The sequence below is a fragment of the Streptomyces mirabilis genome (assembly GCF_039503195.1).
GTDB classification, from domain to species: domain Bacteria; phylum Actinomycetota; class Actinomycetes; order Streptomycetales; family Streptomycetaceae; genus Streptomyces; species Streptomyces mirabilis_D.
In genome coordinates this window covers 3,203,285-3,229,533 of record NZ_JBCJKP010000001.1, presented here as the reverse complement: position 1 = coordinate 3,229,533, position 26,249 = coordinate 3,203,285, and the positions used below count along the sequence as shown (strand labels likewise).

Genomic DNA, 26,249 nt, shown 5'->3' with positions numbered 1-26,249 from the left:
GTCGTACGACATCACGCAGCCCGCCCAGCTTGCTCAGCCAGGCATCCGCCGCGCCTCCGGAGAACGATGTCGTGCTCAGGGCCGCTCTCCGCGCTTGACCTGCGGCTTCGGCAGCCGGAGGCGTCGCATCTGGAGAGTACGCATCAGCGCGTAGGCGACCGCGCCCTTCTTGGGCACGTCGGGGAAGCGGGCGGCCAGCTGCTTCTTCAGGCGGATCGCGATGCCGATCGAGTCGACCACGATCATCACGATCACCACGAGCCACAGCAGCAGCGCGATGTTCTGCAGCGAGCCCACCCGCACCATGCTCAGCACGAGGATGACCACGGCCATCGGCAGGAAGAACTCCGCGACACAGAAGCGCGAGTCCACGAAGTCGCGGGCGAACTTGCGCACCGGCCCCTTGTCACGGGCGGGCAGATAGCGCTCGTCGCCGTTGGCCAGGGCCTGGCGCTGCTTCTCCATCTGGACACGGCGCTCGTCGCGCTGCCGCTTGGCCGCCTCCTTGCGCGTCGTCGGCGTCTGGGCGACGCTACGACGCTGGGTCTGGGCCTCACTGCGCTTGGGCGTGGGGCGGCCCTTGGGGGCCTGCGGGTCACGGGTCTGCTTGGAGTCGGTCACCGGCGCCTTGTCGGCGGGGGCCTTCTCTTCCTTGGCACGGCTACGGAACACAAAACCCAAGGGTACGGGGTGCGGCGGCATGGACGTCGTTCGAGTGGGGAACGATCCGGCAACACCGTACGTCTGTACTGGGACAGAGGGGACGTTGTGTACGGGTGGACCCCGAGTCCCACCTACTCCCTACGCCGGAGCGGTGCCGTACGCAGTCGTCCTTGGGGATGAGCGCATCCGTCCCCGAACAGTGCGGTAATGGATGCAGGGCCCGTACTGTGGGTTCTGTTGCAGTACCTGGAGCTGGAGTCCGTCAGAAGGGGGCGCGCGAAGCCCATGAGCGGTGTCATGAAGCGTATGGGGATGATCTTCCGCGCGAAGGCGAACAAGGCCCTTGACCGGGCCGAGGACCCGCGCGAAACCCTCGATTACTCGTACCAGAAGCAGCTGGAGCTGTTGCAGAAGGTGCGCCGCGGCGTCGCGGATGTGGCGACCAGCCGCAAGCGCCTCGAACTTCAGCTGAACCAGCTCCAGAACCAGTCCACCAAGCTGGAGGACCAGGGCCGCAAGGCGCTCGCGCTCGGCCGCGAGGACCTGGCCCGCGAGGCGCTCTCCCGCCGTGCGGCGCTCCAGCAGCAGGTGACGGATCTGGAGACGCAGCACCAGACCCTCCAGGGCGAGGAGGAGAAGCTCACCCTCGCGGCGCAGCGGCTCCAGGCCAAGGTGGACGCCTTCCGCACCAAGAAGGAGACCATCAAGGCGACCTACACGGCGGCCCAGGCGCAGACCCGCATCGGAGAGGCCTTCTCCGGCATCTCCGAGGAGATGGGCGACGTCGGCATGGCGATCCAGCGCGCCGAGGACAAGACCGCGCAGCTGCAGGCCCGCGCCGGCGCGATCGACGAGCTGCTCGCCTCCGGTGCGCTCGACGACCAGTCCGGTCTGGCCAAGGACGACATCCAGAGCGAGCTGGACCGGCTCTCCGGTGGTACGGATGTAGAGCTGGAACTGCAGCGCATGAAGGCCGAGCTCGCCGGTGGTTCGCCGCAGCAGGCGATCGAGGGCGGCACGGGACAGTCCACGTCGCAGTCCCAGCCGCGGGACACCCCGCGCTTCGACAAGCAGTGACCCACACCTAGGGCGCCTGAGGAGGGCGACATGATCGTACGGATCATGGGGGAGGGGCAGGTGAGGTTGGACGACAGCCACCTCACCGAGCTGAACAAGCTGGACGACGAGCTGCTCGCCGAGATGGAGAGCGGTGACGAGGCCGGCTTCCGTCGCACCCTGACCACTCTTCTGGACCAGGTCCGCCACCTCGGCGTTTCGCTTCCCGACGACGCCCTCGAACCCTCCGACCTCATCCTGCCCTCCCCCGACGCGACCCTCGAAGAGGTCCGCGCCATGCTGACCGACGAGGGCCTGATCCCCGGCTGACGGTTCCCTCCGGGGGGTGAGCGGGGGGCGAAGCCGAGAGCTTGGGGGAGGGCAGGGGCGGTGGGGGCGAGAACCCGCGGCGCCCAGCAGCCCCGTTCCGCCCCCTGCAAGGGCCCCGTACCGTAAAACGGGTGAGCACTCTAGAGCGCACGAAGTGCAGACTCCGCGCGCACCCGATGGCACTGGACGCGACCCTGGCGGCCGGCGTACTCGTGGCGATGCTGGCCAGCTCCTTCATCGACCCCCACGGGGAGAACGGAGCGACCTGGGGCACGCACACCCCGAACGTCCTCAGCCTCACCCTCATGGTGCTCAGCGCCGCCGCCCTCGTGTTCCGCCGCCGCGCCCCCAGATCCATCCTCGCCACGACCGGCGCCTTCTCCGCCGTGGAACTGGTCGCCAGCGACCCCAGAGCCCCGGTGGTGATGTCCGCCGTCGTCGCCCTCTACACCGTCGCCTCGACCACGGACCGCCCCACCACCTGGCGCGTCGGCCTGCTCACGATGACGGTGCTGACGGCCTGCGCGATGCTGGTCGGCCCCCTGCCCTGGTACGCGCAGGAGAACCTCGCGATCTTCGCCTGGACGGGCATGGCCGCCGCCGCGGGCGACGCCGTACGCAGCCGCCGCGCCTTCGTGCACGCCATCCGCGAACGCGCCGACCGCGCCGAGCGCACCCGCGACGAGGAGGCCCGCCGCCGCGTCGCCGAGGAGCGGTTGCGTATCGCCCGCGACCTGCACGACGTCGTCGCCCACCACATCGCCCTCGTCAACGTGCAGGCCGGAGTCGCGGCCCATGTGATGGACAAGCGCCCCGACCAGGCCAAGGAAGCCCTCGCGCACGTCCGCGAGGCCAGCCGCTCGGCCCTCAACGAACTGCGCGCCACCGTCGGCCTGCTGCGCCAGTCCGGCGACCCCGAGGCCCCCACGGAACCCGCCCCGGGCCTCGCCCGCCTCGACGAACTCGCCGACACCTTCCGCAACGCCGGACTCCCCGTGGAAGTCGCCCGCGCCGACCACGGCACCACCCTCCCCGCCGCCGTCGACCTCGCCGCGTACCGCGTCATCCAGGAAGCCCTCACCAATGTGCAGAAACACGCGGGCCCGCAGGCGAAGGCCGAGATCAGCGTCGTACGCGTGGGACCGAACGTGGAAGTGACCGTCCTCGACAACGGACCCGGGCAGGACGACGGCCCGGAGGAGGGCGGTGGGCACGGGCTGCTCGGGATGCGCGAGCGGGTCACCGCGCTCGGCGGCACCTGCACGACCGGTCCCCGCTACGGAGGCGGCTTCCGGGTCCATGCGATCCTTCCGGTCAAGAACCGCACCGCGCCGGCCCTGGGGGACTCCGCATGACCATCCGTGTCCTGCTCGCCGACGACCAGGCGCTGCTGCGCAGCGCGTTCCGTGTCCTCGTCGACTCCGAGCCCGACATGGAGGTGGTCGGCGAGGCGTCCGACGGCGCGGAGGCGCTGCGGCTCACCCGGGAGGTCCGCGCCGACGTGGTGTTGATGGACATCCGGATGCCGGGCACCGACGGCCTCGCCGCCACCCGGCTGATCAGCGCCGACCCGGGACTCGCGCACGTACGGGTGGTCATGCTGACGACCTTCGAGGTCGACGAGTACGTGGTGCAGTCGCTGCGGGCCGGCGCCTCCGGCTTCCTCGGCAAGGGCGCGGAGCCGGAGGAGCTGCTGAACGCCATCCGGATCGCGGCGGGCGGCGAGGCGCTGCTGTCCCCGGCGGCCACCAAGGGACTGATCGCCAAGTTCCTCGCCCAGGGGGACGGTTCGGACGAGGGCCGGGACTCCGCCCGGGCCGAGCGGCTCGAGGCGCTCACCGGGCGCGAGCGCGAGGTGCTCGTCCAGGTCGCGGGAGGACACTCCAACGACGAGATCGCCGAGCGGCTGGAGGTCAGCCCGCTCACCGTGAAGACCCATGTCAACCGGGCCATGGCCAAGCTCGGTGCCCGCGACCGGGCCCAACTCGTCGTCATCGCCTACGAGTCGGGCCTGGTACGCCCGAGGGTGGAGTGATCCTGGTACGCCCGAGGGCGCAATGGTCTCCGCGTTACGGCAGCGCCAGCATCCGCTCCAGTGCCAGCTTGGCGAACGCCTCCGTCTCCTTGTCCACCTCGATGCGGTTGACCAGGTTGCCCTCGGCGAGGGACTCCAGGGTCCACACCAGGTGGGGGAGGTCGATGCGGTTCATGGTGGAGCAGAAGCAGACCGTCTTGTCGAGGAAGACGATCTCCTTGTCCTCGGCCGCGAAACGGTTCGCCAGGCGGCGGACCAGGTTCAGCTCCGTGCCGATCGCCCACTTGGAGCCCGCCGGGGCGGCCTCCAGGGCCTTGATGATGTACTCCGTGGAGCCGACGTAGTCCGCCGCCGACACGACCTCGTGCTTGCACTCGGGGTGGACGAGGACGTTCACGCCGGGGATGCGCTCGCGGACGTCGTTCACCGAGTCCAGCGAGAAGCGGCCGTGGACCGAGCAGTGGCCGCGCCACAGGATCATCCTGGCGTCGCGCAGCTGCTGCGCGGTGAGGCCGCCGTTCGGCTTGTGGGGGTTGTAGAGGACGCAGTCCTCCAGGCTCATCCCCATGTCGCGGACGGCGGTGTTGCGGCCGAGGTGCTGGTCGGGGAGGAAGAGGACCTTCTCACCCTGCTCGAACGCCCACTCCAGGGCCCGCTGGGCGTTGGAGGAGGTGCAGATCGTGCCGCCGTGCTTGCCGGTGAACGCCTTGATGTCGGCGGACGAGTTCATGTAGGAGACGGGTACGACCTGCTCGGCGATCCCGGCCTCGGTCAGCACGTCCCAGCACTCGGCGACCTGCTCGGCCGTCGCCATGTCGGCCATGGAGCAGCCGGCGGCGAGGTCGGGGAGGACCACCTTCTGGTCGTCGGACGTCAGGATGTCCGCGGACTCGGCCATGAAGTGCACACCGCAGAAGACGATGTACTCGGCCTCCGGGCGCGCGGCGGCGTCGCGGGCCAGCTTGAAGGAGTCGCCCGTGACGTCGGCGAACTGGATGACCTCGTCGCGCTGGTAGTGGTGGCCGAGCACGAAGACCTTGTCCCCGAGTTTCTCCTTGGCCGCGCGGGCCCGCTCCACGAGGTCCGGGTCGGACGGCGAGGGCAGGTCTCCGGGACACTCCACGCCGCGCTCGCTCCTCGGGTCGGCCTCGCGGCCGAGCAGCAGTAGGGCGAGGGGCGTCGGCTGTACGTCGAGCTCCTGGGTCTGGGCGGTGGTCACGACACGCACCCTTTCTGTTCTGCGGCTCGCTTGGATCACGGGGGGCGACCCAGCGGGACATTCGGACTAGCCTTTTCGTCGAAATGACGCTATCTATCATAACCGCTTCATGTCATGTTGACGATGTCCATAGTGTCGATGTGACGTGAATCCCGGAGGTTGTCCACAGGCCGCTGTCCGCTCTCCGGCGCGTGTGCGAGCATGGGAGGCGAGAACGGAAAGCCCACGGAAAGGCAGACTCTCGGCCCGGAATGAATCCGCGGCCCCGGCGGTTGCAATCGTCGGCAAGCAGTCTCCGTACAACCCGGGAGAGAAGCAGATGTCCGTATCGGACGAGAAGACCACCGTGAGCGACGGCATCATGCTGTCCGACGCCGCCGCGGGCAAGGTCAAGGCCCTGCTCGACCAGGAAGGCCGCGACGATCTGGCGCTGCGCGTCGCCGTTCAGCCCGGTGGCTGCTCCGGTCTGCGCTACCAGCTCTTCTTCGACGAGCGCTCCCTCGACGGCGATGTCGTCAAGGACTTCGGTGGCGTCAAGGTCGTCACCGACCGCATGAGCGCTCCGTACCTGGGCGGCGCCTCCATCGACTTCGTGGACACCATCGAGAAGCAGGGCTTCACGATCGACAACCCGAACGCGACGGGCTCCTGCGCCTGCGGCGACTCCTTCAGCTGAGCCCCGGCCAACTGGCGAACGCGTAACGCGTACGAAGGCGGCGTCCCCCTCCGACAGGGACGCCGCCTTCGCGCATCCGGGGCCATGCCTGAGCCGCCCCGACCACTCCCGTGGCTACCGTGCCCGGGGCGTCTTCACCGAGGCGCCGGCCGGCTTGCCCTCCGGGATCGGCGTGCCGTCGGACCCGACGACCTTCCGGTCGCCGAGCGGCTGGTCGAGGTGCACCGTCTTCTCGTACACCTTGGCGATGAGGATGCAGATCTTGCCCTGCCACGGTGTCTCGGTCACCTTGACGATCACCTTGTCCGCGCTCTCGCTCGCGGAGGCGGAGTAGTCCGCGCACACCCCGCCCGTGAAGCTCACGGTCAGGTCCTTGCCGTCGGCCGTGTAGCCCTGCACCTTGACGTCACGGGACGTCGGCGCGGCGGTCGGCCGCGGGCTGGGGGTGGCGGTCGGCGTCGGTGCCGCGGTCGGCTCCGGCGAGGTCAGGTACTTCGGGGCGACCGCCGGATGCGTCACCGTGAAGGCGGAGTCCGTGCCCGTCGGCCGTACCTCGAACAGCCAGGACGGCACCAGTGTCTGGTGCCCGGACACGAAGTGCGAGGCCAGCCCGAAGACGGCCTTCTCGACGGCCACCGACTCCCGCTTCGGCACCGCCGTCGACGCACGGCACGGCGTCTCGTCACGGTCCTTCAGCGGTACGGCACTGGCGCAGCCGCCGGGTCCCACGCGCCCGCCGCCCGGCGTCGCGAGAGAGGCCTTGCCGTTCATCAGATCCAGGGTCCTGCTCGCGCTGATCACGGGATACGTGTCTCCCTCGACCGGCGTCTTCAACTGGCCGTTGCCGCCCACCACCTGGCCGTCCGGGCCGACCTGGACGCCGGTCGTCCAGCCGTACGTGGGCAGGCCCCCGACCTTCGGGTCCGCGTTCACCACCCGTACGGCGCCCATGAGCTCGCTCGCGTCCAGCTTGGCGTCGTCCTGGCCCAGCGCCTTCAGCACGGGCACGGCGGCCTTCTTCGCGGCGGTCTCGGTCACCGCGTGGCTGCTCGGGGAGCCGGGGTCGCTCGTGCACACGGCGCCCTTGCAGTTGTCGGTGCCGGGCGCGTACCGGCTGAACGTCCAGGTCCCGGGGGCCCGCTGGTTCACCTGGAGGCTGGGTCCCGAACCGTCCTTGTCCTGGCCGACCTTCCAGGTCTCGCCGGTGAGCTTCGGGGTGCCAGCGATGTCCAGGGCCTTTGCGAGGCGGGCCACCTCGGCCGCCGTGACCTCGCCCTTCGCCGCGTAGACGGGCGCGGAGTCCGGGCCGGCGGGCAGGGTGCCGTTCGCGTGGTAGGCCGCGCCGTAGGGGTTGGGCTCACCGGGCGCGATATCGCCGCCCGTGCCACCCGTGCCGCCCTCGGTGTAGCCGTCGAGGACCAGCGGCGGGGGAGTGCCGTCGGCGCCGGGGCTCGCGGAGTGGTCGCGGTCGCTCCCGCCGCCGGACGCGGTCGCGGCGAGATAGGCCCCGCCGCCCCCGACGAGCAGCACCGCGGCCGCGACGGAGGCGACGGCCGCCGGGGAATGGCGGCGGCGCGGCTTCGCCGACTCGCCGCCGTCCTCGGGGGGCTCGGGCGCTTCGGTCTCGGGTCGCTCGGTGCTCACCGCATCGCTCCTTCTGGTCGTACACCGCATCCCCTTTACGGGGGACAGCGATGGGACGCAGCGGGGGAGCGCACGGTTCCCTGCGGGCGCCGCTCGGGGCCGCCCTTTTCGAGGACCTTCCGGGTCCTGTCAGTCGCCGTAGTCGGACATCGCGTCCAGCAGGCGGGCGGACGCGGGAGGCACGGTCACCCCGTGGATGCGCGACGGGGACACGGGAAGGTCGGCGCGGGGGATGATCGGGTCCGGTGCCGCCCAGTCCCGGGCCAAGGCGCCGTCGCCGCGCAGCGACGCCAGATCTCCTTCGAGGTCGTGCGGAACGGAGCCGTGGACCTTGCGGTTCGTCATGACGGAACCGTATGCACGCCGAGCGTTACGAAGAAAGACCTACTATCGGGTAGTTTTGACCGCTTCAGACGGCACGGGTCGACCGGGTAGCGTGAACTGTCAATCCCCTTCCGTCGCAGGAGCGTGTCCTCGCCGTGCGTATCGCAGTCACCGGCTCCATCGCCACTGACCACCTCATGACCTTCCCCGGCCGTTTCGCCGACCAGTTCGTCGCGGACCAGCTGCACACGGTCTCCCTGTCCTTCCTGGTCGACAACCTCGACGTACGCCGGGGTGGCGTCGGCGCGAACATCGCCTTCGGCATGGGACAGCTGGGCACCCGGCCGATCCTGGTCGGGGCCGCGGGCTCCGACTTCGACGAGTACCGGGCGTGGCTCGACCGCCACGGCGTCGACACCGACTCGGTCCGGATCTCCGAGGTGCTGCACACCGCGCGCTTCGTGTGCACCACGGACTCCGACCACAACCAGATCGGCTCCTTCTACACGGGCGCGATGAGCGAGGCCCGGCTGATCGAGCTCAAGTCGGTCGCGGACCGGGTCGGCGGCCTCGACCTCGTCCTGATCGGCGCCGACGACCCGGAGGCGATGCTCCGCCACACGGAGGAGTGCCGCTCCCGCGCGATCGCCTTCGCCGCCGACTTCTCGCAGCAGATCGCCCGTATGAACGGCGACGAGATCCGGATACTGCTGGACGGGGCGACCTACCTCTTCTCCAACGAGTACGAGAAGGGGCTCATCGAGTCCAAGACCGGCTGGAGCGACGAGGAGATCCTGTCGAAGGTCGGTCACCGGGTGACGACCCTCGGCGCCCGGGGCGTGCGCATCGAGCGGGCCGGTGAGGACCCGATCGAGGTCGGCTGCCCGGACGAGGAGCGCAAGACGGACCCGACGGGCGTCGGCGACGCGTTCCGCGCCGGTTTCCTCTCCGGCCTCGCCTGGGGAGTCTCCCTGGAGCGCGCCGCCCAGGTCGGCTGCATGCTCGCGACGCTGGTCATCGAGACGGTCGGCACCCAGGAGTACCAGCTCCGCCGCGCCCACTTCATGGACCGCTTCACCAAGGCGTACGGCGACGACGCGGCCATCGAGGTCCGGGCCCACCTGGCCTGATCACCCAGGTCCGGGCCCACCTGGCCTGATCGGGACACTCCTTCGGCCGACCGTCTAGGACACCCGGCGGACCACATAGGCGAAGCCGTGGTCCGCCGGCTCCTCCCCGACGTACTCATGCCCCCGCATCTCGCACCACGCCGGGATGTCCAGCCGGGCGGCCTCGTCGTCCGAGAGGACGCGGACCGTGCCGCCCACCGGCACGTCCCCGATGACCTTGGCCAGTTCGATGACCGGGATGGGGCAGAGCTTGCCGAGGGAGTCCACCACGAGCGCGTCGGAGTCGGAGGGGGACGGGGAGGGCGGCGCCGACGCCGTCGGGGCGCCGAGCTTCTCGCGTACGTCCGCGACCGCGTCCGGCAGCACCGACAGGAACCGGTCGACGTCCTCGGACGGCGTACCCGGTGGCAGCGAGACCCGGACGTTGCCCTCGCTCAGGACGCCCATCGCCTTCAGGACATGGCTCGGGGTCAGCGTGCTGCTCGTGCAGGAGGAGCCGGAGGAGACGGAGAAGCCCGCCCGGTCCAGTTCGTGCAGGAGCGTCTCCCCGTCGACGTACAGGCAGGAGAAGGTGACGATCCCCGGCAGACGGTGAACCGCGTCCCCGACCACCTCGACGTCCGGGACCAGTTCGGGCACCCGTACGCGGATCCGTTCCGTCAGTTCCCGCAGGCGGGCCGCCTCCGCGACCGCCTCCGCCCGTACCGCGCGCAGCGACGCCGCCGCGGCCACGACGGCAGGGATGTTCTCGAAGCCCGCCGCCCGCCCCGACTCCCGCTCGTCCACGGGCCCTTGGGGAGCGAACCGCACCCCCTTGCGCACGACGAGCAGTCCGACTCCCGAAGGCCCGCCCCATTTGTGGGCACTTGCCGTCAGCAGGGACCAGTCGCCCTCCACCCGGCGCCAGGGCAGTGACTGCGCCGCGTCCACCAACAGCGGCACCCCCGCCGCCCGGCACGCCTCCGCGACCTCCCGCACCGGCTGCTCCGTGCCCACCTCGTGGTTGGCGGACTGGAGGCACGCGAGCGCGGTGTCGGGGCGCAGGGCGGCGGCGTAGGAAGAAGGGGAGACGGTGCCCGCGCGGTCGACGGGCACCGTCGTCACCGAGCCGCCGGCCGCCTCGTGGACCTCTGCCGAATGGAGTACCGACGAGTGTTCGACAGCTGACACGATCAGGTGGCGTCCGACCCGTCGGCGGCCCGCCAGCGCACCCTCGATCCCCGAGTGCACCGCCCGGGTGCCCGACGAGGTGAAGGTCAGCTCGTCCGGGCGGCACCCCACCGCCTCGGCCGCCGCCTCGCGCGCCGCGTCGAGCAACAGCCGGGCCCGCCGCCCCTCCCGGTAGAGCCGCGAGGGATCGGCCCACCCCTCGTCGAGCGAGGCCTGCAGGGCCTGCCGGGCGACGGGATGGAGAGGAGCAGCGGAAGCAGCATCGAAGTAGGCCACACCCCAACGCTAAGGCCCCGGTCAGGGCAGCGCCCCAAAGGGGCGCGAGGAACGGCGCGACAAGCCACAACGAGCCCGCAGCCGCTGTGATGTCCTCCCGCTCCGAGCTCCTGGGCGCCCCAAACCTCCGTCAGAAGTAGCCCGGAGCAGGGCAACCCACCCCCTTCGGCTGACCCAGCGGCGCGTTGGGCACCCTCCCCGCGCGACCCCAAATAGCGTCCAGTAGGGTTTGGTCCGCATAAACATCCAAACCCCTGCCCGACGCAGGGCGGCGACCGACCAGCGAGAAGGCCGCAGCCGACCGCGCGGGCGAGACTCTCGGGAAGGCGCTACGTGAGTCCCAACGGCTCCGACCGCTCGCCGCGGCGCCCGATGCGGCGGAAGCTGCTGCAGGCACTGACTGCGGGCCTGGTCCTGGCGACCGCCACCGGTTGCACATACAAGGACTTCCCCCGCCTTGGTATGCCCACCCCGACCACAGAAGAGGGTCCGCGGATCCTCTCCCTGTGGCAGGGGTCCTGGGCGGCCGCGCTCGCCGTTGGCGTGCTGGTGTGGGGCCTGATCCTGTGGAGTGTGTTCTTCCACCGGCGCAGCCGCACCAAGGTCGAAGTTCCTCCGCAGACCCGGTACAACATGCCCATCGAGGCGCTGTACACGGTAGTCCCGCTGATCATCGTCTCGGTGCTGTTCTACTTCACCGCCCGCGACGAGACGAAGCTCCTCAGCCTCAAGCAGAAGCCCGACGTCACGGTCAACGTGGTCGGCTATCAGTGGAGCTGGGGCTTCAACTACATCGAGGACGTTCCCGGTGTCACCGGCAACGCCAAGATCGACCCGAACCTGGCCGCCATTCCGGACCGGTTCAAGAAGGACTTCCCGGCGAACGCCGGCGGTGTCTACGAGGTCGGTACGCCGGGTGAGCGGAACCCGCAGACGGGCAACCCCGGTCCGACCCTCTGGCTGCCCAAGGGCAAGACGGTCCGCTTCGTCCTCACTTCGCGTGACGTCATCCACTCCTTCTGGGTGGTGCCGTTCCTGATGAAGATGGACGTCATCCCGGGCCACACCAACTCCTTCCAGGTGACCCCCAACAGGGAGGGCACCTTCCTGGGCAAGTGCGCCGAGCTGTGCGGCGTCGACCACTCCCGGATGCTCTTCAACGTGAAGGTCGTCTCCCCCGAGCGCTATGAGGCCCACCTCAAGCAGCTCGCGGCGCAGGGACAGACCGGTTACGTCCCGGCCGGCATTGAGCAGACGGGCCACGAGAAGAACCGGGAGACGAACAACCTGTGAGCATCCTCAACGAACCTCAGGGTGCCGGGGCAGCCGAAGACTCGTACGAGAACGAGCTGCCGGTGCGGCGCAAGCAGCCGGGCAACGTCGTGATCAAGTGGCTCACCACCACTGACCACAAGACGATCGGCACGCTCTACCTCGTCACGTCGTTCGCGTTCTTCTGCATCGGTGGCGTCATGGCGCTGCTGATGCGCGCCGAACTGGCTCGCCCCGGCACGCAGATCATGTCGAACGAGCAGTTCAACCAGGCGTTCACGATGCACGGCACGATCATGCTGCTGATGTTCGCGACGCCGCTGTTCGCCGGCTTCACGAACTGGATCATGCCGCTGCAGATCGGCGCGCCCGACGTGGCGTTCCCGCGGCTGAACATGTTCGCCTACTGGCTCTACCTGTTCGGCTCGCTCATCGCGGTCGGTGGCTTCCTCACCCCGCAGGGCGCGGCCGACTTCGGCTGGTTCGCCTACAGCCCGCTGTCGGACGCGGTCCGCTCGCCGGGTGTCGGCGCCGACATGTGGATCATGGGTCTGGCCTTCTCCGGCTTCGGCACGATCCTCGGTGCGGTCAACTTCATCACGACCATCATCTGCATGCGCGCTCCCGGCATGACGATGTTCCGCATGCCGATCTTCGTGTGGAACGTACTGCTCACCGCGGTGCTGGTGCTGCTGGCCTTCCCCGTGCTCGCGGCGGCGCTGTTCGCGCTGGAGGCGGACCGAAAATTCGGTGCGCATGTGTTTGACGCCGCCAATGGCGGAGCCTTGCTATGGCAACACCTCTTCTGGTTCTTCGGCCATCCAGAGGTGTACATCATCGCTCTACCATTCTTCGGCATCATCTCCGAAGTCATCCCGGTGTTCTCCCGCAAGCCGATGTTCGGCTACATGGGCCTGATCGCCGCGACGATCTCCATCGCCGGTCTGTCCGTGACCGTGTGGGCGCACCACATGTACGTCACCGGTGGTGTCCTGCTCCCGTTCTTCTCCTTCATGACGTTCCTCATCGCCGTACCGACAGGCGTGAAGTTCTTCAACTGGATCGGAACGATGTGGAAGGGGTCCTTGAGTTTCGAGACCCCGATGCTCTGGGCGGTCGGCTTCCTGATCACCTTCACCTTCGGTGGTCTGACCGGTGTCATCCTGGCCTCGCCGCCGATGGACTTCCACGTCTCGGACTCGTACTTCGTGGTGGCGCACTTCCACTACGTGATCTTCGGTACGGTCGTGTTCGCGATGTTCTCCGGATTCCACTTCTGGTGGCCGAAGTTCACCGGCAAGATGCTCGACGAGCGCCTCGGAAAGATCACCTTCTGGACGCTGTTCGTGGGCTTCCACGGCACGTTCCTGGTGCAGCACTGGCTGGGTGTCGAGGGCATGCCGCGTCGCTACGCGGACTACCTCGCCGCCGACGGCTTCACCGCGCTGAACACGATCTCGACGATCAGCTCGTTCCTGCTCGGCCTGTCGATCCTGCCGTTCTTCTACAACGTGTGGAAGACCGCCAAGTACGGCAAGAAGGTCGAGGTCGACGACCCGTGGGGCTACGGCCGCTCGCTGGAGTGGGCCACGTCCTGCCCGCCGCCGCGCCACAACTTCCTCACGTTGCCGCGGATCCGTTCCGAATCCCCGGCCTTCGACCTGCACCACCCGGAGATCGCCGCTCTCGACCAGCTCGAGAACGCTGGTCACGGTGAGAAGGCCCTCGCTGGTGGCAAGGAGGCCGGCAAGTGAAGGTCCAAGGCAAGATGTTCCTCTGGCTGGCTGCCTTCATCCTCGTCATCGCGATCGTCTATGGCGTGTGGTCGAAGGAGCCGGCCGGCACCACGGCGCTCTTCCTGGCTTTCGGTCTGAGCGTGATGATCGGCTACTACCTGGCCTTCACGGCCCGGCGGGTCGACCAGCTGGCGCAGGACAACGACGAGGCCGATGTCGCGGACGAGGCCGGCGAGGTGGGCTTCTTCAGCCCGCACAGCTGGCAGCCGCTCGCGCTCGGCGTCGGCGGTGCGATCGCCTTCATGGCCGTCGTCTTCGGCTGGTGGCTGCTGTACTTCGGGTTCCCGCTCATCCTGATCGGTCTGTGGGGCTGGGTCTTCGAGTACTACCACGGTGAGAACCGCACCCAGTAGCACGCACGCGGTCCCGTAGTGATCGCTGGACACCCCGGAAGCCCGGACTCTCCTGATGGAGAGTCCGGGCTTCCTCTTTTGCCGCACGTCACATCCCCCACACGGCTCACTCGCCGCGCCATGGTCGGCGGGTGTTCATAGCGTGAGTCCATGAATCACGCACCGCGAATCCGCACGGTCGTCAGCCGCACCACGCTGGTGGTCGCCCTCGGCGCGGCCGCCGCTGCCTGCGGCGGAAGCGGCCACCCGCTCTCCGCCAGGCCGTACGACGCGGCGGGTCAGCTCTCCTTCACCGACGTGGTCGGCGACAGCCGCAAGGTCGACCCGGACAAGCCCCTGGAAATCACCTCCAAGGGCGACGACGAGCGCATCACCGATGTGACGGCCTTCGACGCGTCGGGGCGCTATGTGGCGGGCGAACTCGCCGCCGACGGCTCCCGATGGCACAGCACCTCACCACTGGCCGCGGGCGCCCACTACACGGTGCACGTGAGCACGGAGGACGAGGACGGCGCCCCCGGCCGCCAGATCGTCGACTTCGAGACCACCGCGCCCACCACGAACAAGCCCCTGGGCGTGACCCTGGGGCCCGCCTCGGGCGAGTACGGCGTCGGTCAGCCCATCACCGCCGAACTCAGTGCCCCGGTCAAGGACAAGGCCGCTCGCGCGATCGTCGAAGGAGCCCTGAAGGTCGACTCCGTGCCCGCCGTGGAGGGCGCCTGGCACTGGGTGGACGACAAGACGCTGCACTACCGTCCCAAGGAGTACTGGCCCATCCACGCCACCATCCAGGCCCACAGCAACCTGAAGGGCATCAAGGTCGCCGACCGGCTCTGGGGCGGCGACGCGAAGCCCCTGACGCTCACCACCGGGGACCGCTTCGTCGCCGTCACGGACGCCGCCGCGCACTCCATGACGATCTACAAGAACGACCAGGTGATCAACCAGATCCCCGTGACCACCGGCAAGCCGGGCTACGAGACCCGCAACGGTGTCAAGGTCGTACTGAGCAAGGAGCCCTACGTACGCATGCGCGGTACCACCGTCGGTATCGCCGAGGGCAGCGCGGACTCCTACGACCTGCCCGTCTACTGGGCGACCCGGGTCACCTGGAGCGGCGAGTACGTGCACGCCGCGCCCTGGTCGGTGGGGGAGCAGGGGTCCGCCAACGTCAGCCACGGCTGCACCGGGATGAGCACCAGCAACGCGGAGTGGTTCTTCAAGAACGTCCGACCGGGCGACATCGTGAAGGTCCAGAACTCCAACGGCGACGCGATGACCCCGTTCAACAACGGCTTCGGCGACTGGAACGTCGCCTGGAAGGACTGGCGCAACGGCAGCGCCCTGACGGCGGGCACCCCGGAGGGCCCGAAGCTGACGGACCGGGCCCGCCTGCGCCCCGAGTCCGTGTGACCCAGACCCTCGCCACCGCGCCCCGAAAGGGGCGCGGGGCTGTGTTCTTCCGCCGCTCCGCGCTCTCAGGCGCCCAGAAGGGCCTTGCGGCGGAGCAGCGAGGCCAACGCGGAGGCGAACTCGACCGGGTCCACCGGAAGGGTCACCGCCGCGTCCGCACGGCTCCACGTGGCCAGCCAGGCGTCCTGAGGACGCCCGATGAGCACCAGCACGGGCGGGCAGTTGAAGATCTCGTCCTTGATCTGCCGGCAGACGCCCATGCCGCCCATCGGAACCGCCTCGCCGTCCAGCACACAGACGTCGATCCCGCCCTTGTCCAGCTCCGTCAGGACGGCGGCGGGCGTGGCGCACTCGACGAACTCGACCTGGGGGACGTCGGGGGCCGGTCTGCGGCCGGTCGCCAGCCGCACCTGCCCCCGGGTGTTGGAGTCGTCGCTGTAGACCAGCACCGTGGCGGTCGGCTGCATTGTTCCTCCACGCATCTAAGAAGCACGGCATTGCTCGGGAACTCCTGGTACCGATGGCGCGGATGCTACCCCCTCGAACACCCCGTCAACACCGGTTCGGACAGGGCTTCGATGGGCCATACGGGCTGGACACACCCCATCAACACCCCGAACGGCACCCCCGGGCGTGAGGGCGGGATAAGCGACCGACATAATGTCGGTCGTGGCGACAGCAACGACAGTAGAAACCGGGCACGCGCACCCGTCGGTCAATCGGCCGAACCTCACCAGCGTCGGAACCATCATCTGGCTGAGTTCCGAGCTGATGTTCTTCGCGGCCCTCTTCGCGATGTACTTCACCCTGCGATCAGTGACCGGACCGGATCACTGGAAGGAGATGGCGAGCCATCTCAACTTCCCGTTCTCGGCCTCGAACACCACGATCCTGGTGCTCTCCTCCCTGACCTGCCAGCTCGGCGTGTTCGCCGCCGAGCGCGGGGACGTGAAGAAGCTCCGGATGTGGTTCACCGTCACGTTCGTGATGGGTGCGATCTTCATCGGCGGTCAGATCTTCGAGTACACCGAGCTGGTCAAGAAGGACGGGCTCTCGCTCTCCTCCGACCCGTACGGCTCGGTGTTCTACCTGACCACCGGTTTCCACGGCATGCACGTGACGGGTGGACTCATCGCCTTCCTGTTTGTCCTCGGTCGTACCTACGCGGCCAAGAGGTTCACTCACGAGCAGGCAACCGCAGCCATCGTCGTGTCCTACTACTGGCACTTCGTCGATGTCGTCTGGATCGGCCTCTTCGCCACGATCTACATGATCAAGTAACCGGGCGGCGTCCGCGGCGAACCGATCGCACGCGACGAACCGATCCATTTCCAGAAGCATCGACGCAGAAGATCCTGACACCGGGGTAATCCGTGAAAAAGCTCTCCGCACGACGACGCCATCCGCTGGCGGCGGTCGTCGTCCTACTCCTCGCGCTGGCGGCCACCGGGGGGCTGTACGCCGCGTTCGCACCCGCGAGCAAGGCGCAGGCCGATACGACCGCCCAGTCCCTTGCCATCGACGAGGGCAAGAAGCTCTACTCCGTGGGCTGCGCCAGCTGCCACGGAACCGGCGGTCAGGGGTCCTCCGACGGGCCGAGCCTGGTGGGTGTGGGCGCCGCGGCGGTCGACTTCCAGGTCGGCACCGGCCGTATGCCGGCCCAGCAGCCGGGTGCTCAGATCCCGCGCAAGAAGGTCATCTACTCGCAGGCCGAGATCGACCAGCTCGCGGCGTACGTCGCCTCGCTCGGCGCCGGTCCCACGATTCCGACGAAGAGCCAGGTCAGCCCCGAGGGCGCGGACATCGCCAAGGGCGGCGAGCTCTTCCGTACGAACTGCGCGCAGTGCCACAACTTCACCGGCAAGGGCGGCGCGCTGACGCACGGCAAGTACGCGCCGAGTCTTGAGGGTGTCGACCCCAAGCACATCTACGAGGCCATGCAGACCGGCCCGCAGAACATGCCGTCCTTCCCCGACACCACGCTGTCGGAGAAGAACAAGAAGGACATCATCGCGTACCTCAACGCGGTCAACGGTGACGACACCGAGAGCCCCGGCGGTCTGGAGCTGGGCGGCCTCGGGCCGGTCAGTGAAGGCCTCTTCGGCTGGATCTTCGGTCTTGGCGCCCTGGTCGCCGTCGCCGTCTGGGTCGCCGCTCGGACCGCAAAGGCCAAGAAGTCATGAGTAGCCAAGACATTCCAGAAGAGAACCTGCCCGCTGAGCAGGTCGACGAGCACGGTCACGGTGCGGTAGCCCTCGCGGACGAGACCAACCCGTTCGCGGACCCGGGCCTGCCGCCCCACGAGCCCCGCATCCAGGACATCGACGAGCGGGCCGCCAAGCGGTCCGAGCGCGCCGTCGCCATGCTGTTCACGTTGTCGATGCTGGCCACTGTCGGCTTCATCGCCTCGTACGTGGCGATCCCGAGGGACAAGTCGATCTTCGTCTTCCCGCTCGGGCACATCAGCGCGCTGAACTTCGCGCTGGGGATGACCCTCGGTGTGGCGCTGTTCGCGATCGGTGCCGGCGCGGTCCACTGGGCCCGCACCCTGATGTCCGACGTGGAGATCGCCGACCAGCGTCACCCGATCGAGGCGGAGCCCGAGGTCAAGGCCAAGGTCCTGGCCGATTTCAAGCAGGGCGCCAAGGAGTCCGCGCTCGGCCGCCGCAAGCTGATCCGCAACACGATGTTCGGCGCGCTGGCCCTGTTCCCGCTCTCCGGCGTCATGCTGCTGCGCGACCTGGGTCCGCTGCCCGGCACCAAGCTGCGCCACACGCTCTGGTCCAAGGGCAAGCTGCTCGTCAACATGAACACGAACGAGCCGCTGCGCGCCTCCGACGTCGCCGTCGGCTCGCTCACCTTCGCCAAGCCCGAGGGCCTGGAGGAGCACGACGAGGACTTCCAGCTCCAGATCGCCAAGGCGGCCCTGATGATCGTCCGGCTCCAGCCGGAGAACATCAAGGACAAGCGTGAGCTCGCCTGGTCGCACGAGGGCATCGTGGCGTACTCGAAGATCTGCACCCACGTCGGTTGCCCGATCTCTCTGTACGAGCAGCAGACGCACCACGTGCTCTGCCCCTGCCACCAGTCCACCTTCGACCTCTCCGACGGTGCCCGAGTGATCTTCGGCCCGGCCGGTCACGCCCTGCCGCAGCTGCGCATCGGTGTGAACGAACAGGGCTACCTCGAAGCGCTCGGCGACTTCGAAGAGCCCGTCGGTCCTGCCTTCTGGGAGCGCGGATGAGCACTACCACCACTTCCGACTCGCGCCCCTCGCGCGAGAAGGCTCCGGCCGGCGAGAAAGTCGCCGACTGGGCCGATGGACGGCTCGGGATCTACTCCCTGGCCAAGTCCAACATGCGCAAGATCTTCCCCGACCACTGGTCGTTCATGTTGGGTGAGATCTGCCTCTACAGCTTCATCATCATCATCCTCACGGGTGTGTACCTGACGCTGTTCTTCCACCCGTCGATGAACGAGGTCACGTACCACGGCAGCTACGTCCCCCTGCAGGGACAGCTGATGTCCGAGGCGTTCAACTCGACCATGCACATCTCCTTCGAGGTGCGCGGTGGTCTGCTGGTCCGGCAGATCCACCACTGGGCGGCGCTGATCTTCCTCGCCGGCATGTTCGTGCACATGATGCGTGTGTTCTTCACGGGTGCGTTCCGCAAGCCGCGTGAGGTCAACTGGCTGTTCGGCTTCCTGCTGTTCGTCCTGGGCATGTTCACCGGCTTCACCGGTTACTCGCTCCCGGACGACCTGCTCTCCGGCACCGGTGTCCGCTTCATGGAGGGCGCGGTCCTGTCCGTGCCCGTCGTCGGCACGTACCTGGCGTTCTTCCTCTTCGGCGGGCAGTTCCCGGGCGGCGACTTCGTCGCGCGGTTCTACTCGGTCCACATCCTGCTGCTGCCGGGCATCATGCTCGGCCTGGTGGTCGGCCACCTGATCCTGGTCTTCTACCACAAGCACACGCAGTTCGCGGGCCCCGGAAAGACGAACAACAACGTCGTCGGAATGCCGCTGCTGCCGGTGTACATGGCCAAGGCGGGAGGCTTCTTCTTCCTGGTCTTCGGTGTCATCGCGGCCATCGCGGCGATCGCCTCGATCAACCCGATCTGGTCCATGGGCCCCTACCGTCCGGACATGGTGTCCACGGGCGCCCAGCCCGACTGGTACATGGGCTTCTCCGAGGGCCTGATCCGTGTCATGCCGGGCTGGGAGATCAACGTCTGGGGTCACACGCTCGTGCTGGGCGTGTTCATCCCGCTGGTGATCTTCCCGCTGGTCCTGGTCGCGATCGCGGTCTACCCGTTCATCGAGTCCTGGGTCACCGGCGACAAGCGCGAGCACCACATCCTGGACCGCCCGCGCAACGTCCCGACCCGGACCGCGTTCGGCGCCGCCTGGATCAGCTGGTACTTCGTCCTGCTCGTCGGTGGCGGCAACGACATCTGGGCCACGCACTTCCACCTGTCGATCAACTCGATCACCTGGTTCGTGCGCATCGGCTTCTTCGTCGTGCCGGTCATCGTGTTCGTCATCACCAAGCGGGTCTGCCTCGGCCTCCAGCGCCGCGACAGGGACAAGGTGCTGCACGGCCGCGAGTCGGGCATCATCAAGCGCCTGCCGCACGGTGAGTTCATCGAGGTGCACGAGCCGCTCAGCCAGGACGCCCTGCACACGCTCACCGCGCACGAGCAGTACCAGCCGGCCGTGATCGGCGCGACGGTCGACGAGAACGGTGTCGAGCGCAAGGTGAAGGGCTCGGAGAGGCTGCGCTCCAAGCTCAGCGAGGGCTTCTACGGGGAGGACAGCCAGATCCCGAAGCCCACGGTCGAGGAGTACAAGGAGATCACGAGCGGCCACGGCCACCACTGATCCTCCGACCGGTTGACCGGTCTTCACTGATCGCCACGGCGAGAGCCTCCGTCCATTGCCTGGACGGGGGCTCTTTGCCGTCTCCGGGCCTGGATAGGGTGTTCCCATCTACACGAGGCGTCCCTCTGCCGGGACGACGGACCCAGGAGCGGCTTATGAGCGCTGTGAACCCCGCTGGAGGCAACACCGCGGCGGGCCGTTCCTGGCCCGTGGTGCTGAACGGCCTGCTCGAGGGCCGCGACCAGAGCGCGGACGACACGGCCTGGGCGATGGACCGGATCATGAGCGGCGAGGCGACGGACGCGCAGATCGCCGGGTTCGCGGTGGCGCTGCGGGCCAAGGGCGAGACGGTCGAGGAGATCTCCGGTCTCGTCCGGACGATGTACGAACACGCCAATGTGATCGAGGTGCCGGGGGACACCGTCGACATCGTCGGTACGGGCGGTGACGGCGCGAAGACGGTGAACATCTCCACGATGTCGTCGATCGTCGTCGCCGGGACCGGCGCCAAGGTCGTCAAGCACGGCAACCGGGCCGCGTCCTCCGCGTCCGGCGCCTCGGACGTCCTCGAGAAGCTCGGCGTCAATCTGGACCTGACGACGAAGCGGGTGGCCGAGGTCGCGGAGGAGGCCGGGATCACCTTCTGCTTCGCGGTGAAGTTCCACCCGGCGCTGCGTCATGTCGCGGCGGCGCGGGGGCAGTTGGGGATCCGGACCACGTTCAACGTGCTGGGTCCGCTGACGAACCCGGCGCGGGTGAGGGCACAGGCCGTCGGAGTCGCGGACCTGCGCATGGCACCGATCGTGGCGGGCGTGTTCGCCGAGCGCGGCAACTCCTCGCTCGTCTTCCGCGGCGACGACGGCCTGGACGAGCTGACCACCACCGCGACGTCCCGGGTCTGGATCGTCCGCGACGGCAAGGTCACCGAGGAGCGGTTCGACCCGCGTGACGTCGGCCTCGAACTCGTCCCCGTGGAGGCCCTGCGCGGCGCCGACGCGTCCTACAACGCGGACGTCGCCCGTCGCCTGCTCAACGGTGAGACGGGGCCCGTACGGGACGCCGTGCTGCTGAACTCCGCGGCGGCCCTCGTCGCCCTGTCCCCGACCGACGCACCGCTCGCGGACCAGCTCCGCGCCGGGATGGCGAAGGCGGCGGAGGCGATCGACTCGGGGGCGGCGAAGCGGACGCTGGAACGCTGGGTGGCTGCGAGCCAGTCGTAGCCTGGTTGTTCGTCTGCGGACCGGTGGGGGTTGCCCGCGCCGTTCCCCGCGCCCCCGGGGCGGGGCGATCTTTTGGGGGTCTGGGTGCGGAGTCCCCAGGTAGTGGCGCTGCCTCTCACCCGGCGTCCCGGTATGCGGACGCCGGGTTGCGGGTGGAAGATCTTGTGGCAGGATGCCGTATCAGGTCATGAGCGACAGCCATCAGGCCCCGGCCGGCTGTCCGGCAACCCTCCGTCCGTGGCGGGGTGCCCCGGGTGAAGACCAGGCCGCAGGCAGCGAGGTCTGCGGCAAGCGCGGACCCCTCGAGAATCCCAGGGGTCCTGGTCGTTCGAGGGAGCCTTCTGTGAGCAAGCGAATGCGATAGGGCGTAGAGCCCCGCCTCCGCACACCCTTTTGCCTTTCCTCCCTGCGCCGAGCCGTGCAGCCGCACACCCGTACCCCCGTGCACCCGGCCCGCGCAGCGATTCCGCCTGCCTCTCACAGGAGCTCGCCATGTCTGTCTCCACCACTGCCGCCGACCAGGCCGTTTGTGCCCCTCTGCCCGTTCTGGGGCGAGATGTCACCGTCCCGCTCGTGACCGGCGGTGAGGTCACCTACGCCGCGCTCGACTACGCCGCCAGCGCCCCCGCCCTCCAGCGGGTGTGGGACGACGTCGCCGCGTACGCCCCGTACTACGGCAGCGTGCACCGCGGCGCCGGGTACCTCTCCCAGCTGTCCACCGACCTCTTCGAGAACGCCCGCAGGACCGTCGCGGAATTCCTCGACTGCCGGGGCGACGACCAGGTCGTCTTCACCCGCTCCACGACCGACTCCCTCAACCTGCTCGCCGCCACCCTCCCGGCCGGCTGCCAGGTGTTCGTCTTCGAGACGGAACACCACGCCTCGCTGCTGCCGTGGAAGGACGCCCAGGTCACCTACCTCGACGCGCCCCGCACCCCGCAGGAGGCCGTCACGGCTCTGGAGCGGGCCCTCGCCGCCCGCGACCCCCACGGCCCGGCCCTCGTCTGCGTCACCGGGGCCTCGAACGTCACCGGCGAGCTGTGGCCGGTGCGCGAGCTGGCCGCCGCCGCGCACGCGCACGGTGCCCGGATCGTCCTGGACGCCGCCCAGCTCGCCCCGCACCACCCGGTGTCCGTGCGGGACCTCGACGTCGACTGGGTCGCCTTCTCCGGGCACAAGCTGTACGCGCCGTTCGGTTCCGGCGTGCTCGCGGGCCGCGCCGACTGGCTGCGCGAGGCCGAGCCGTATCTCGCGGGCGGCGGCGCCAGCCGCAAGGTCACGCGGCGGGTGGACGGCGGCGTGGACGTGGAGTGGCACGAGAGCGCGGCCCGGCACGAGGCCGGTTCGCCGAACGTGATCGGCGCCTACTCCATCGCCTCCGCCTGCAAGGCGCTGACCGAGGCCGGTTTCGACACGCTCGTCGCCCGCGAGGAGCAGCTGATCGGGGCCGTCCGCGCCGGTCTGGCCGAGGTGCCCGAGGTCCGCGTCCTGTCGCTCTTCGGCGACGACGCCCCGCGCGTCGGCGTCATCTCGTTCGTCGTCGAGGGCTGGAACAGCTCGCACTTCGCGGCTGCGCTGTCCGCCGAATACGGGATCGGGGTGCGGGACGGTCTCTTCTGCGCGCACCCGCTGGTGCGGACGCTGCTCGGCAGCGATCCGCAGACGCAGGGGGAGTGCGGGGCGCCCGAGGCGGCGCCCGGGGAGAAGTCCCTCAACGCGATCCGCGTCAGCTTCGGGGCCGGTACGCCCGACGAGCATGTGGAGCGGTTCGTGCGCGCGGTGAAGGAACTGGTGCGGGACGGGGCGAAGTGGAACTACCGCACGGAGGACGGCCGCTGCGTCCCGGCGGTCTGAGAGCGGCTTGGGGGTGTGTGGGGGCTCCGCCCCCACATCCCCGATGGGGCCGCGCGGCTGTGCCTAGCTGTCGAGGCCGATGGCGAACGCCGCCTCCAGGTCGTGCTGGGAGTACGTGCGGAACGCGACGTGGGTGTCCGTCCCCTCGACGCCGGGGATCTTGCTGATCTTGCCGGGGATGACGTCCGCCAGGTCGTCGTGGGCCTTCACCCGGACCATGGCGATCAGGTCGTACGTACCGGTGACGGAGAAGACCTCGCTGACACTGTCCAGCGCGGCGATCGACTCGGCGATCTCGGGGATCCGGTCCACGCTGGTCTTGATGAGCACGATCGCGGTGATCACGGCTGGTTTTCTCCCTCGGGGGCTGCTGCTGGGGTTTTCACTCTAGTCGGCCGCCCGAACCGCACCCACGCGTAGACGAACCCCAGCGAGAAGCCCACCAGGTGGGCCAGATAGGCGACCCCGGGGCCCGAGGGGCTGCGGCCCGCCGCCAGCCATTGCAGGGTCACCCAGAAGGGCAGCACGACCCAGGCGGGGAAGCGCAGCGGCAGGAAGAAGAGGAACGGGAAGAGACTGGTCACCCGGGCCCTGGGGAACAGGTACAGGAACGCTCCGAGGACCGCGGAGATCGCCCCCGAGGCGCCGACCAGGGACTGCTCGGAGCCGGAATTGGCGATCGCGTAACCCAGCAGAGCGAGGTAGCCGCAGACCACGTAGAAGACGGCGAACTGGATGTGGCCCATGCGTTCCTCGGTCATCGCTCCGAAGACGTAGAAGAAGAGCATGTTGCCCAGGAGGTGGAGCCAGCTGCCATGGATGAACAGGGCCGTGGCCGGGGTGAGCCAGGCGCTCGGGGTCCCGTCGAAGAGCTCGGCGGGGATCACGCCCCAGCGCCGGAAGTAGGCCCGCTGGGCGACCACCAGCGCGTCCCCGCTGCCGAACGACGGATTGAGTCCCGAGGCGGGACCGATCAGGAAGATCAGGCAGCACAGGAAGATCAGCCCGTACGTCACCGGCGCGGACTGACCGCGCATCGTCCTGCCGACCGCCGTACCCCAGGTGCTGATCATGGGACAGAGCATGACGTAACCGCACCGATACACGCAGAATGCCTCGCCGCCATGGACGGCCGAGCGTCGAGTACCCGCCAGGCCGTAGGGTAACGAGCCACACGCGCCGGAGACCGGCGCTGGACGGACACTAGAAGGAAAGCGACTGCCACATGACGGTTCCCCTCCCGACCGCCGAGACGCGCTGGCGCTGCACACTCTGCGGCAACCTCACGCGATTCGACGTGACCCGCTCGTCCAAGGTCGTCGAGTATGTGCACCTGGACCTGGCCGGTGAGCCGAACGTCGAGGAGCGCAAGGTGGTCAGTGAGACCATCGAGTCGGTGCGCTGCCGGTGGTGCAACGCGGTGGACCAGGTGGAACTGGTGGACAGGCCGGGCGCCGGCTCCTGAGGGAGCGGGCCCCGCACAGACATTGGGGTGACGGATGGTGGAGACCACAGGCGGGGAGCCGGACGACGGCGCCGCTGAGGTGCTCGACCGTCCGCTGCCCGACGGGGTGCGCCGGCGGGTCGTACAGATCGTGTCGGACGGCTTCGGCGGGCTGACCGTTGCCGAACTCCCCGCCCAATTGCGGCAGTATGCGCGGTTCGCCCCCAATCGGCGCGCGAAGTTCGCCGGCAACGCCATGGCCGCCGCGCTGGAGACCGATCCGCTGTTCCGGCAGCGTATCGCCGAGAAGCTCAGAGAGGCGCAGCCGGAGCTCGCCGGCGCCCTCGACTCGGGCGCGCCACCGCCGGCCGCGGATCCGCTGGACGTGGCGGCCGCGGCCTATGTGCTGCGCCCCACGGGCTGGGTGAAGCTGGTGACCGCCGCGGGCGAGGAGGCCCTGCGGGCGGACGCCGAGCGCGCGGACGAGGAGAGCCGGGCGGAGCTGGAGCGGCTGCGCGAGGAGCTCGCGCAGGCACGTGGTCAGACCAAGGCCGAAACCGAGCGGTTGCGCACGGAGTTGGAGTCCGCGAAGAGGGAAGCGGAATCGCTTCACCGCAAGTTGCGCGGCGCCCTCAGCGACGTCAAGCGGGGCGAGGCCGCGCTGCGCAAGCTGCAGGGCGAGATGGACACCGCGCGGGCGGACGGGCAGGCCCAGGTGTCGGCCGCCGAGAGCGAGACCCGGCGGCTCAAGGCGCGGCTCTCGGAGGCCGAGGCGGCCCTGGAGGCCACCCGCAAGGCGGCGCGCGAGGGTCGCAGCGTCGAGGACATGCGCGTACGGCTGTTGCTCGACACCGTGCTGGAGGCGACCCAGGGGCTGCGCCGGGAGCTCGCGCTGCCGCCCGTGTCCGTACGGCCGGCGGAGACCGTCGACGCGGTCGAACCGGGGCGCATGACGCCCAAGGACATCGCGGCCCGAGCCCTGTCCGAAAATGATCCCGCGATCCTCGACCAGCTGCTCGCGCTGCCGCAGGCGCATCTGGTCGTCGACGGCTACAACGTCACCAAGACCGGCTATCCGCAGATGCCGCTGGAGAAGCAGCGGCTCAGGCTGCTGGGGCAGCTCTCGCAGCTCGCCGCGCAGACCGGGGCCGAGGTGACGTGTGTCTTCGACGGGGCCGAGCTGGCGGCGCCCGTGCTGCTCGCGCCGCCGCGCGGGGTGCGGGTGCTGTTCTCCAAGGCGGGTGTCACGGCGGACGAGTTGATCCGTCAGCTGGTGCGCGCCGAGCCGCCCGGGCGGCCCGTCATCGTGGTCTCCACCGACCGTGAGGTGGCCGACGGGATCGCGAAGGCCGGCGCTCGCCCGGTGGCCTCCGTGGTGCTCCTCAAGCGCTTTTCGCGCGGCTGAAACAGTCGTCGGCGATCTGCGTCGTACGCCCCAAAAGGCCCGTACGCCCCATCCGTAACATCCAGGCGTTGTGCCCGAATTGGCGAAA

The 26,249-nt window shown here is 69.1% G+C and carries 26 protein-coding genes and 1 riboswitch; of the genes, 18 read left to right on the top strand and 8 right to left on the bottom strand.

Features of this window, described 5'->3' with window-relative positions:
• Positions 1-75 precede the first annotated feature (75 nt).
• Entirely contained in the window at positions 76-702 is a 627-nt protein-coding gene (locus AAFF41_RS15280) for a DUF3043 domain-containing protein (RefSeq protein ID WP_075026446.1), read from the bottom strand.
• Between the two features lie 246 nt (positions 703-948).
• On the opposite strand from AAFF41_RS15280, the gene AAFF41_RS15275 reads away from it, so the two are divergent.
• The 4 genes from AAFF41_RS15275 (at position 949) to AAFF41_RS15260 (ending at position 4,084) form a co-directional block, all read left to right on the top strand.
• A complete protein-coding gene (locus AAFF41_RS15275; protein ID WP_067363540.1) occupies positions 949-1,740 on the top strand; it encodes a PspA/IM30 family protein in 792 nt (263 codons plus the stop codon).
• Positions 1,741-1,770: 30 nt separating this feature from the next.
• Positions 1,771-2,049 carry a PspA-associated protein PspAA gene (pspAA, locus tag AAFF41_RS15270; protein WP_319752506.1) on the top strand — a complete coding sequence of 93 codons (279 nt, stop codon included), beginning with the start codon at positions 1,771-1,773 and terminating at the stop codon, positions 2,047-2,049.
• Between the two features lie 131 nt (positions 2,050-2,180).
• Positions 2,181-3,404, top strand: coding sequence for a sensor histidine kinase (locus tag AAFF41_RS15265; RefSeq protein WP_319752505.1), 1,224 nt, complete (start codon positions 2,181-2,183; stop codon positions 3,402-3,404).
• The gene (locus AAFF41_RS15260; protein ID WP_060895957.1) at positions 3,401-4,084 is read left to right on the top strand and encodes a response regulator; all 684 of its coding nucleotides are present in this window, start codon (positions 3,401-3,403) and stop codon (positions 4,082-4,084) included. The genes AAFF41_RS15265 and AAFF41_RS15260 overlap by 4 nt, the downstream gene beginning before the upstream one ends.
• Positions 4,085-4,118: 34 nt before the next feature.
• Here the strand turns inward: AAFF41_RS15260 and nadA are convergent, their stop codons facing one another.
• Positions 4,119-5,303: a quinolinate synthase NadA gene (gene nadA / locus AAFF41_RS15255; RefSeq protein WP_319752504.1), complete on the bottom strand. Its 1,185-nt coding sequence runs from the start codon at positions 5,301-5,303 to the stop codon at positions 4,119-4,121.
• Positions 5,304-5,622: 319 nt separating this feature from the next.
• Between nadA and AAFF41_RS15250 the strand changes: the two genes are divergently transcribed.
• Positions 5,623-5,979: a HesB/IscA family protein gene (locus tag AAFF41_RS15250; RefSeq protein ID WP_054231562.1), complete on the top strand. Its 357-nt coding sequence runs from the start codon at positions 5,623-5,625 to the stop codon at positions 5,977-5,979.
• A gap of 114 nt (positions 5,980-6,093) precedes the next feature.
• Here the strand turns inward: AAFF41_RS15250 and AAFF41_RS15245 are convergent, their stop codons facing one another.
• Together AAFF41_RS15245 and AAFF41_RS15240 are read right to left on the bottom strand one after the other, a co-directional pair.
• Positions 6,094-7,653 carry a hypothetical protein gene (locus AAFF41_RS15245; RefSeq protein WP_319752503.1) on the bottom strand — a complete coding sequence of 520 codons (1,560 nt, stop codon included), beginning with the start codon at positions 7,651-7,653 and terminating at the stop codon, positions 6,094-6,096.
• A gap of 99 nt (positions 7,654-7,752) precedes the next feature.
• The gene (locus AAFF41_RS15240; protein WP_319752502.1) at positions 7,753-7,968 is read right to left on the bottom strand and encodes a hypothetical protein; all 216 of its coding nucleotides are present in this window, start codon (positions 7,966-7,968) and stop codon (positions 7,753-7,755) included.
• Between the two features lie 134 nt (positions 7,969-8,102).
• Between AAFF41_RS15240 and AAFF41_RS15235 the strand changes: the two genes are divergently transcribed.
• Positions 8,103-9,077 carry a carbohydrate kinase family protein gene (locus tag AAFF41_RS15235; protein ID WP_319752501.1) on the top strand — a complete coding sequence of 325 codons (975 nt, stop codon included), beginning with the start codon at positions 8,103-8,105 and terminating at the stop codon, positions 9,075-9,077.
• Positions 9,078-9,131: 54 nt separating this feature from the next.
• On the opposite strand, the gene AAFF41_RS15230 is transcribed toward AAFF41_RS15235, so the two are convergent.
• Entirely contained in the window at positions 9,132-10,523 is a 1,392-nt protein-coding gene (locus AAFF41_RS15230) for a cysteine desulfurase/sulfurtransferase TusA family protein (protein WP_319752500.1), read from the bottom strand.
• Positions 10,524-10,856: 333 nt separating this feature from the next.
• Here AAFF41_RS15230 and ctaC point away from each other — a divergent pair, with 333 nt between their 5' ends.
• The 4 genes from ctaC (at position 10,857) to AAFF41_RS15210 (ending at position 15,357) form a co-directional block, all read left to right on the top strand.
• The gene (ctaC, locus tag AAFF41_RS15225; protein WP_319752499.1) at positions 10,857-11,816 is read left to right on the top strand and encodes an aa3-type cytochrome oxidase subunit II; all 960 of its coding nucleotides are present in this window, start codon (positions 10,857-10,859) and stop codon (positions 11,814-11,816) included.
• Positions 11,813-13,549, top strand: coding sequence for an aa3-type cytochrome oxidase subunit I (gene ctaD / locus AAFF41_RS15220; RefSeq protein ID WP_054231556.1), 1,737 nt, complete (start codon positions 11,813-11,815; stop codon positions 13,547-13,549). The genes ctaC and ctaD overlap by 4 nt, the downstream gene beginning before the upstream one ends.
• Positions 13,546-13,944, top strand: a complete 399-nt coding sequence (locus AAFF41_RS15215; RefSeq protein WP_054231555.1) for a cytochrome c oxidase subunit 4 — start codon at positions 13,546-13,548, stop codon at positions 13,942-13,944. Before ctaD ends, AAFF41_RS15215 begins: the two co-directional genes overlap by 4 nt.
• Positions 13,945-14,094: 150 nt before the next feature.
• Positions 14,095-15,357: a L,D-transpeptidase gene (locus AAFF41_RS15210; RefSeq protein WP_143601406.1), complete on the top strand. Its 1,263-nt coding sequence runs from the start codon at positions 14,095-14,097 to the stop codon at positions 15,355-15,357.
• A gap of 65 nt (positions 15,358-15,422) precedes the next feature.
• On the opposite strand, the gene AAFF41_RS15205 is transcribed toward AAFF41_RS15210, so the two are convergent.
• Entirely contained in the window at positions 15,423-15,824 is a 402-nt protein-coding gene (locus tag AAFF41_RS15205; RefSeq protein WP_054231553.1) for a response regulator, read from the bottom strand.
• A gap of 193 nt (positions 15,825-16,017) precedes the next feature.
• Between AAFF41_RS15205 and ctaE the strand changes: the two genes are divergently transcribed.
• The 6 genes from ctaE to AAFF41_RS15175 all read left to right on the top strand — a co-directional run bounded on the left by ctaE (position 16,018) and on the right by AAFF41_RS15175 (position 23,312).
• Positions 16,018-16,638, top strand: coding sequence for an aa3-type cytochrome oxidase subunit III (gene ctaE / locus AAFF41_RS15200; protein WP_054231552.1), 621 nt, complete (start codon positions 16,018-16,020; stop codon positions 16,636-16,638).
• A 92-nt stretch (positions 16,639-16,730) separates the two neighbouring features.
• Positions 16,731-17,540: a cytochrome bc1 complex diheme cytochrome c subunit gene (qcrC, locus tag AAFF41_RS15195; protein WP_319752498.1), complete on the top strand. Its 810-nt coding sequence runs from the start codon at positions 16,731-16,733 to the stop codon at positions 17,538-17,540.
• Positions 17,537-18,601: a cytochrome bc1 complex Rieske iron-sulfur subunit gene (gene qcrA, locus AAFF41_RS15190; RefSeq protein WP_319752497.1), complete on the top strand. Its 1,065-nt coding sequence runs from the start codon at positions 17,537-17,539 to the stop codon at positions 18,599-18,601. Before qcrC ends, qcrA begins: the two co-directional genes overlap by 4 nt.
• Positions 18,598-20,238 (top strand): cytochrome bc1 complex cytochrome b subunit, encoded by a 1,641-nt coding sequence (qcrB, locus tag AAFF41_RS15185; RefSeq protein WP_319752496.1) that lies wholly within the window; start codon positions 18,598-18,600, stop codon positions 20,236-20,238. The genes qcrA and qcrB overlap by 4 nt, the downstream gene beginning before the upstream one ends.
• Before the next feature lie 155 nt (positions 20,239-20,393).
• Positions 20,394-21,458, top strand: coding sequence for an anthranilate phosphoribosyltransferase (trpD, locus tag AAFF41_RS15180; protein WP_319752495.1), 1,065 nt, complete (start codon positions 20,394-20,396; stop codon positions 21,456-21,458).
• A gap of 183 nt (positions 21,459-21,641) precedes the next feature.
• Positions 21,642-21,758, top strand: a riboswitch (SAM riboswitch).
• Between the two features lie 192 nt (positions 21,759-21,950).
• Positions 21,951-23,312, top strand: coding sequence for an aminotransferase class V-fold PLP-dependent enzyme (locus AAFF41_RS15175; protein WP_343324076.1), 1,362 nt, complete (start codon positions 21,951-21,953; stop codon positions 23,310-23,312).
• Between the two features lie 63 nt (positions 23,313-23,375).
• Here AAFF41_RS15175 and AAFF41_RS15170 read toward each other — a convergent pair whose 3' ends face one another.
• Positions 23,376-23,657 (bottom strand): Lrp/AsnC family transcriptional regulator, encoded by a 282-nt coding sequence (locus tag AAFF41_RS15170; RefSeq protein WP_054231546.1) that lies wholly within the window; start codon positions 23,655-23,657, stop codon positions 23,376-23,378.
• Positions 23,654-24,385, bottom strand: coding sequence for a rhomboid family intramembrane serine protease (locus tag AAFF41_RS15165; RefSeq protein ID WP_319752493.1), 732 nt, complete (start codon positions 24,383-24,385; stop codon positions 23,654-23,656). Before AAFF41_RS15165 ends, AAFF41_RS15170 begins: the two co-directional genes overlap by 4 nt.
• Positions 24,386-24,537: 152 nt before the next feature.
• On the opposite strand from AAFF41_RS15165, the gene AAFF41_RS15160 reads away from it, so the two are divergent.
• Both AAFF41_RS15160 and AAFF41_RS15155 read left to right on the top strand, forming a co-directional pair.
• The gene (locus tag AAFF41_RS15160) at positions 24,538-24,777 is read left to right on the top strand and encodes a hypothetical protein (protein ID WP_054231545.1); all 240 of its coding nucleotides are present in this window, start codon (positions 24,538-24,540) and stop codon (positions 24,775-24,777) included.
• Positions 24,778-24,811: 34 nt separating this feature from the next.
• Complete coding sequence (locus AAFF41_RS15155; protein ID WP_319752492.1) at positions 24,812-26,161, top strand: NYN domain-containing protein; 1,350 nt, start codon at positions 24,812-24,814, stop codon at positions 26,159-26,161.
• Positions 26,162-26,249 lie beyond the last annotated feature (88 nt).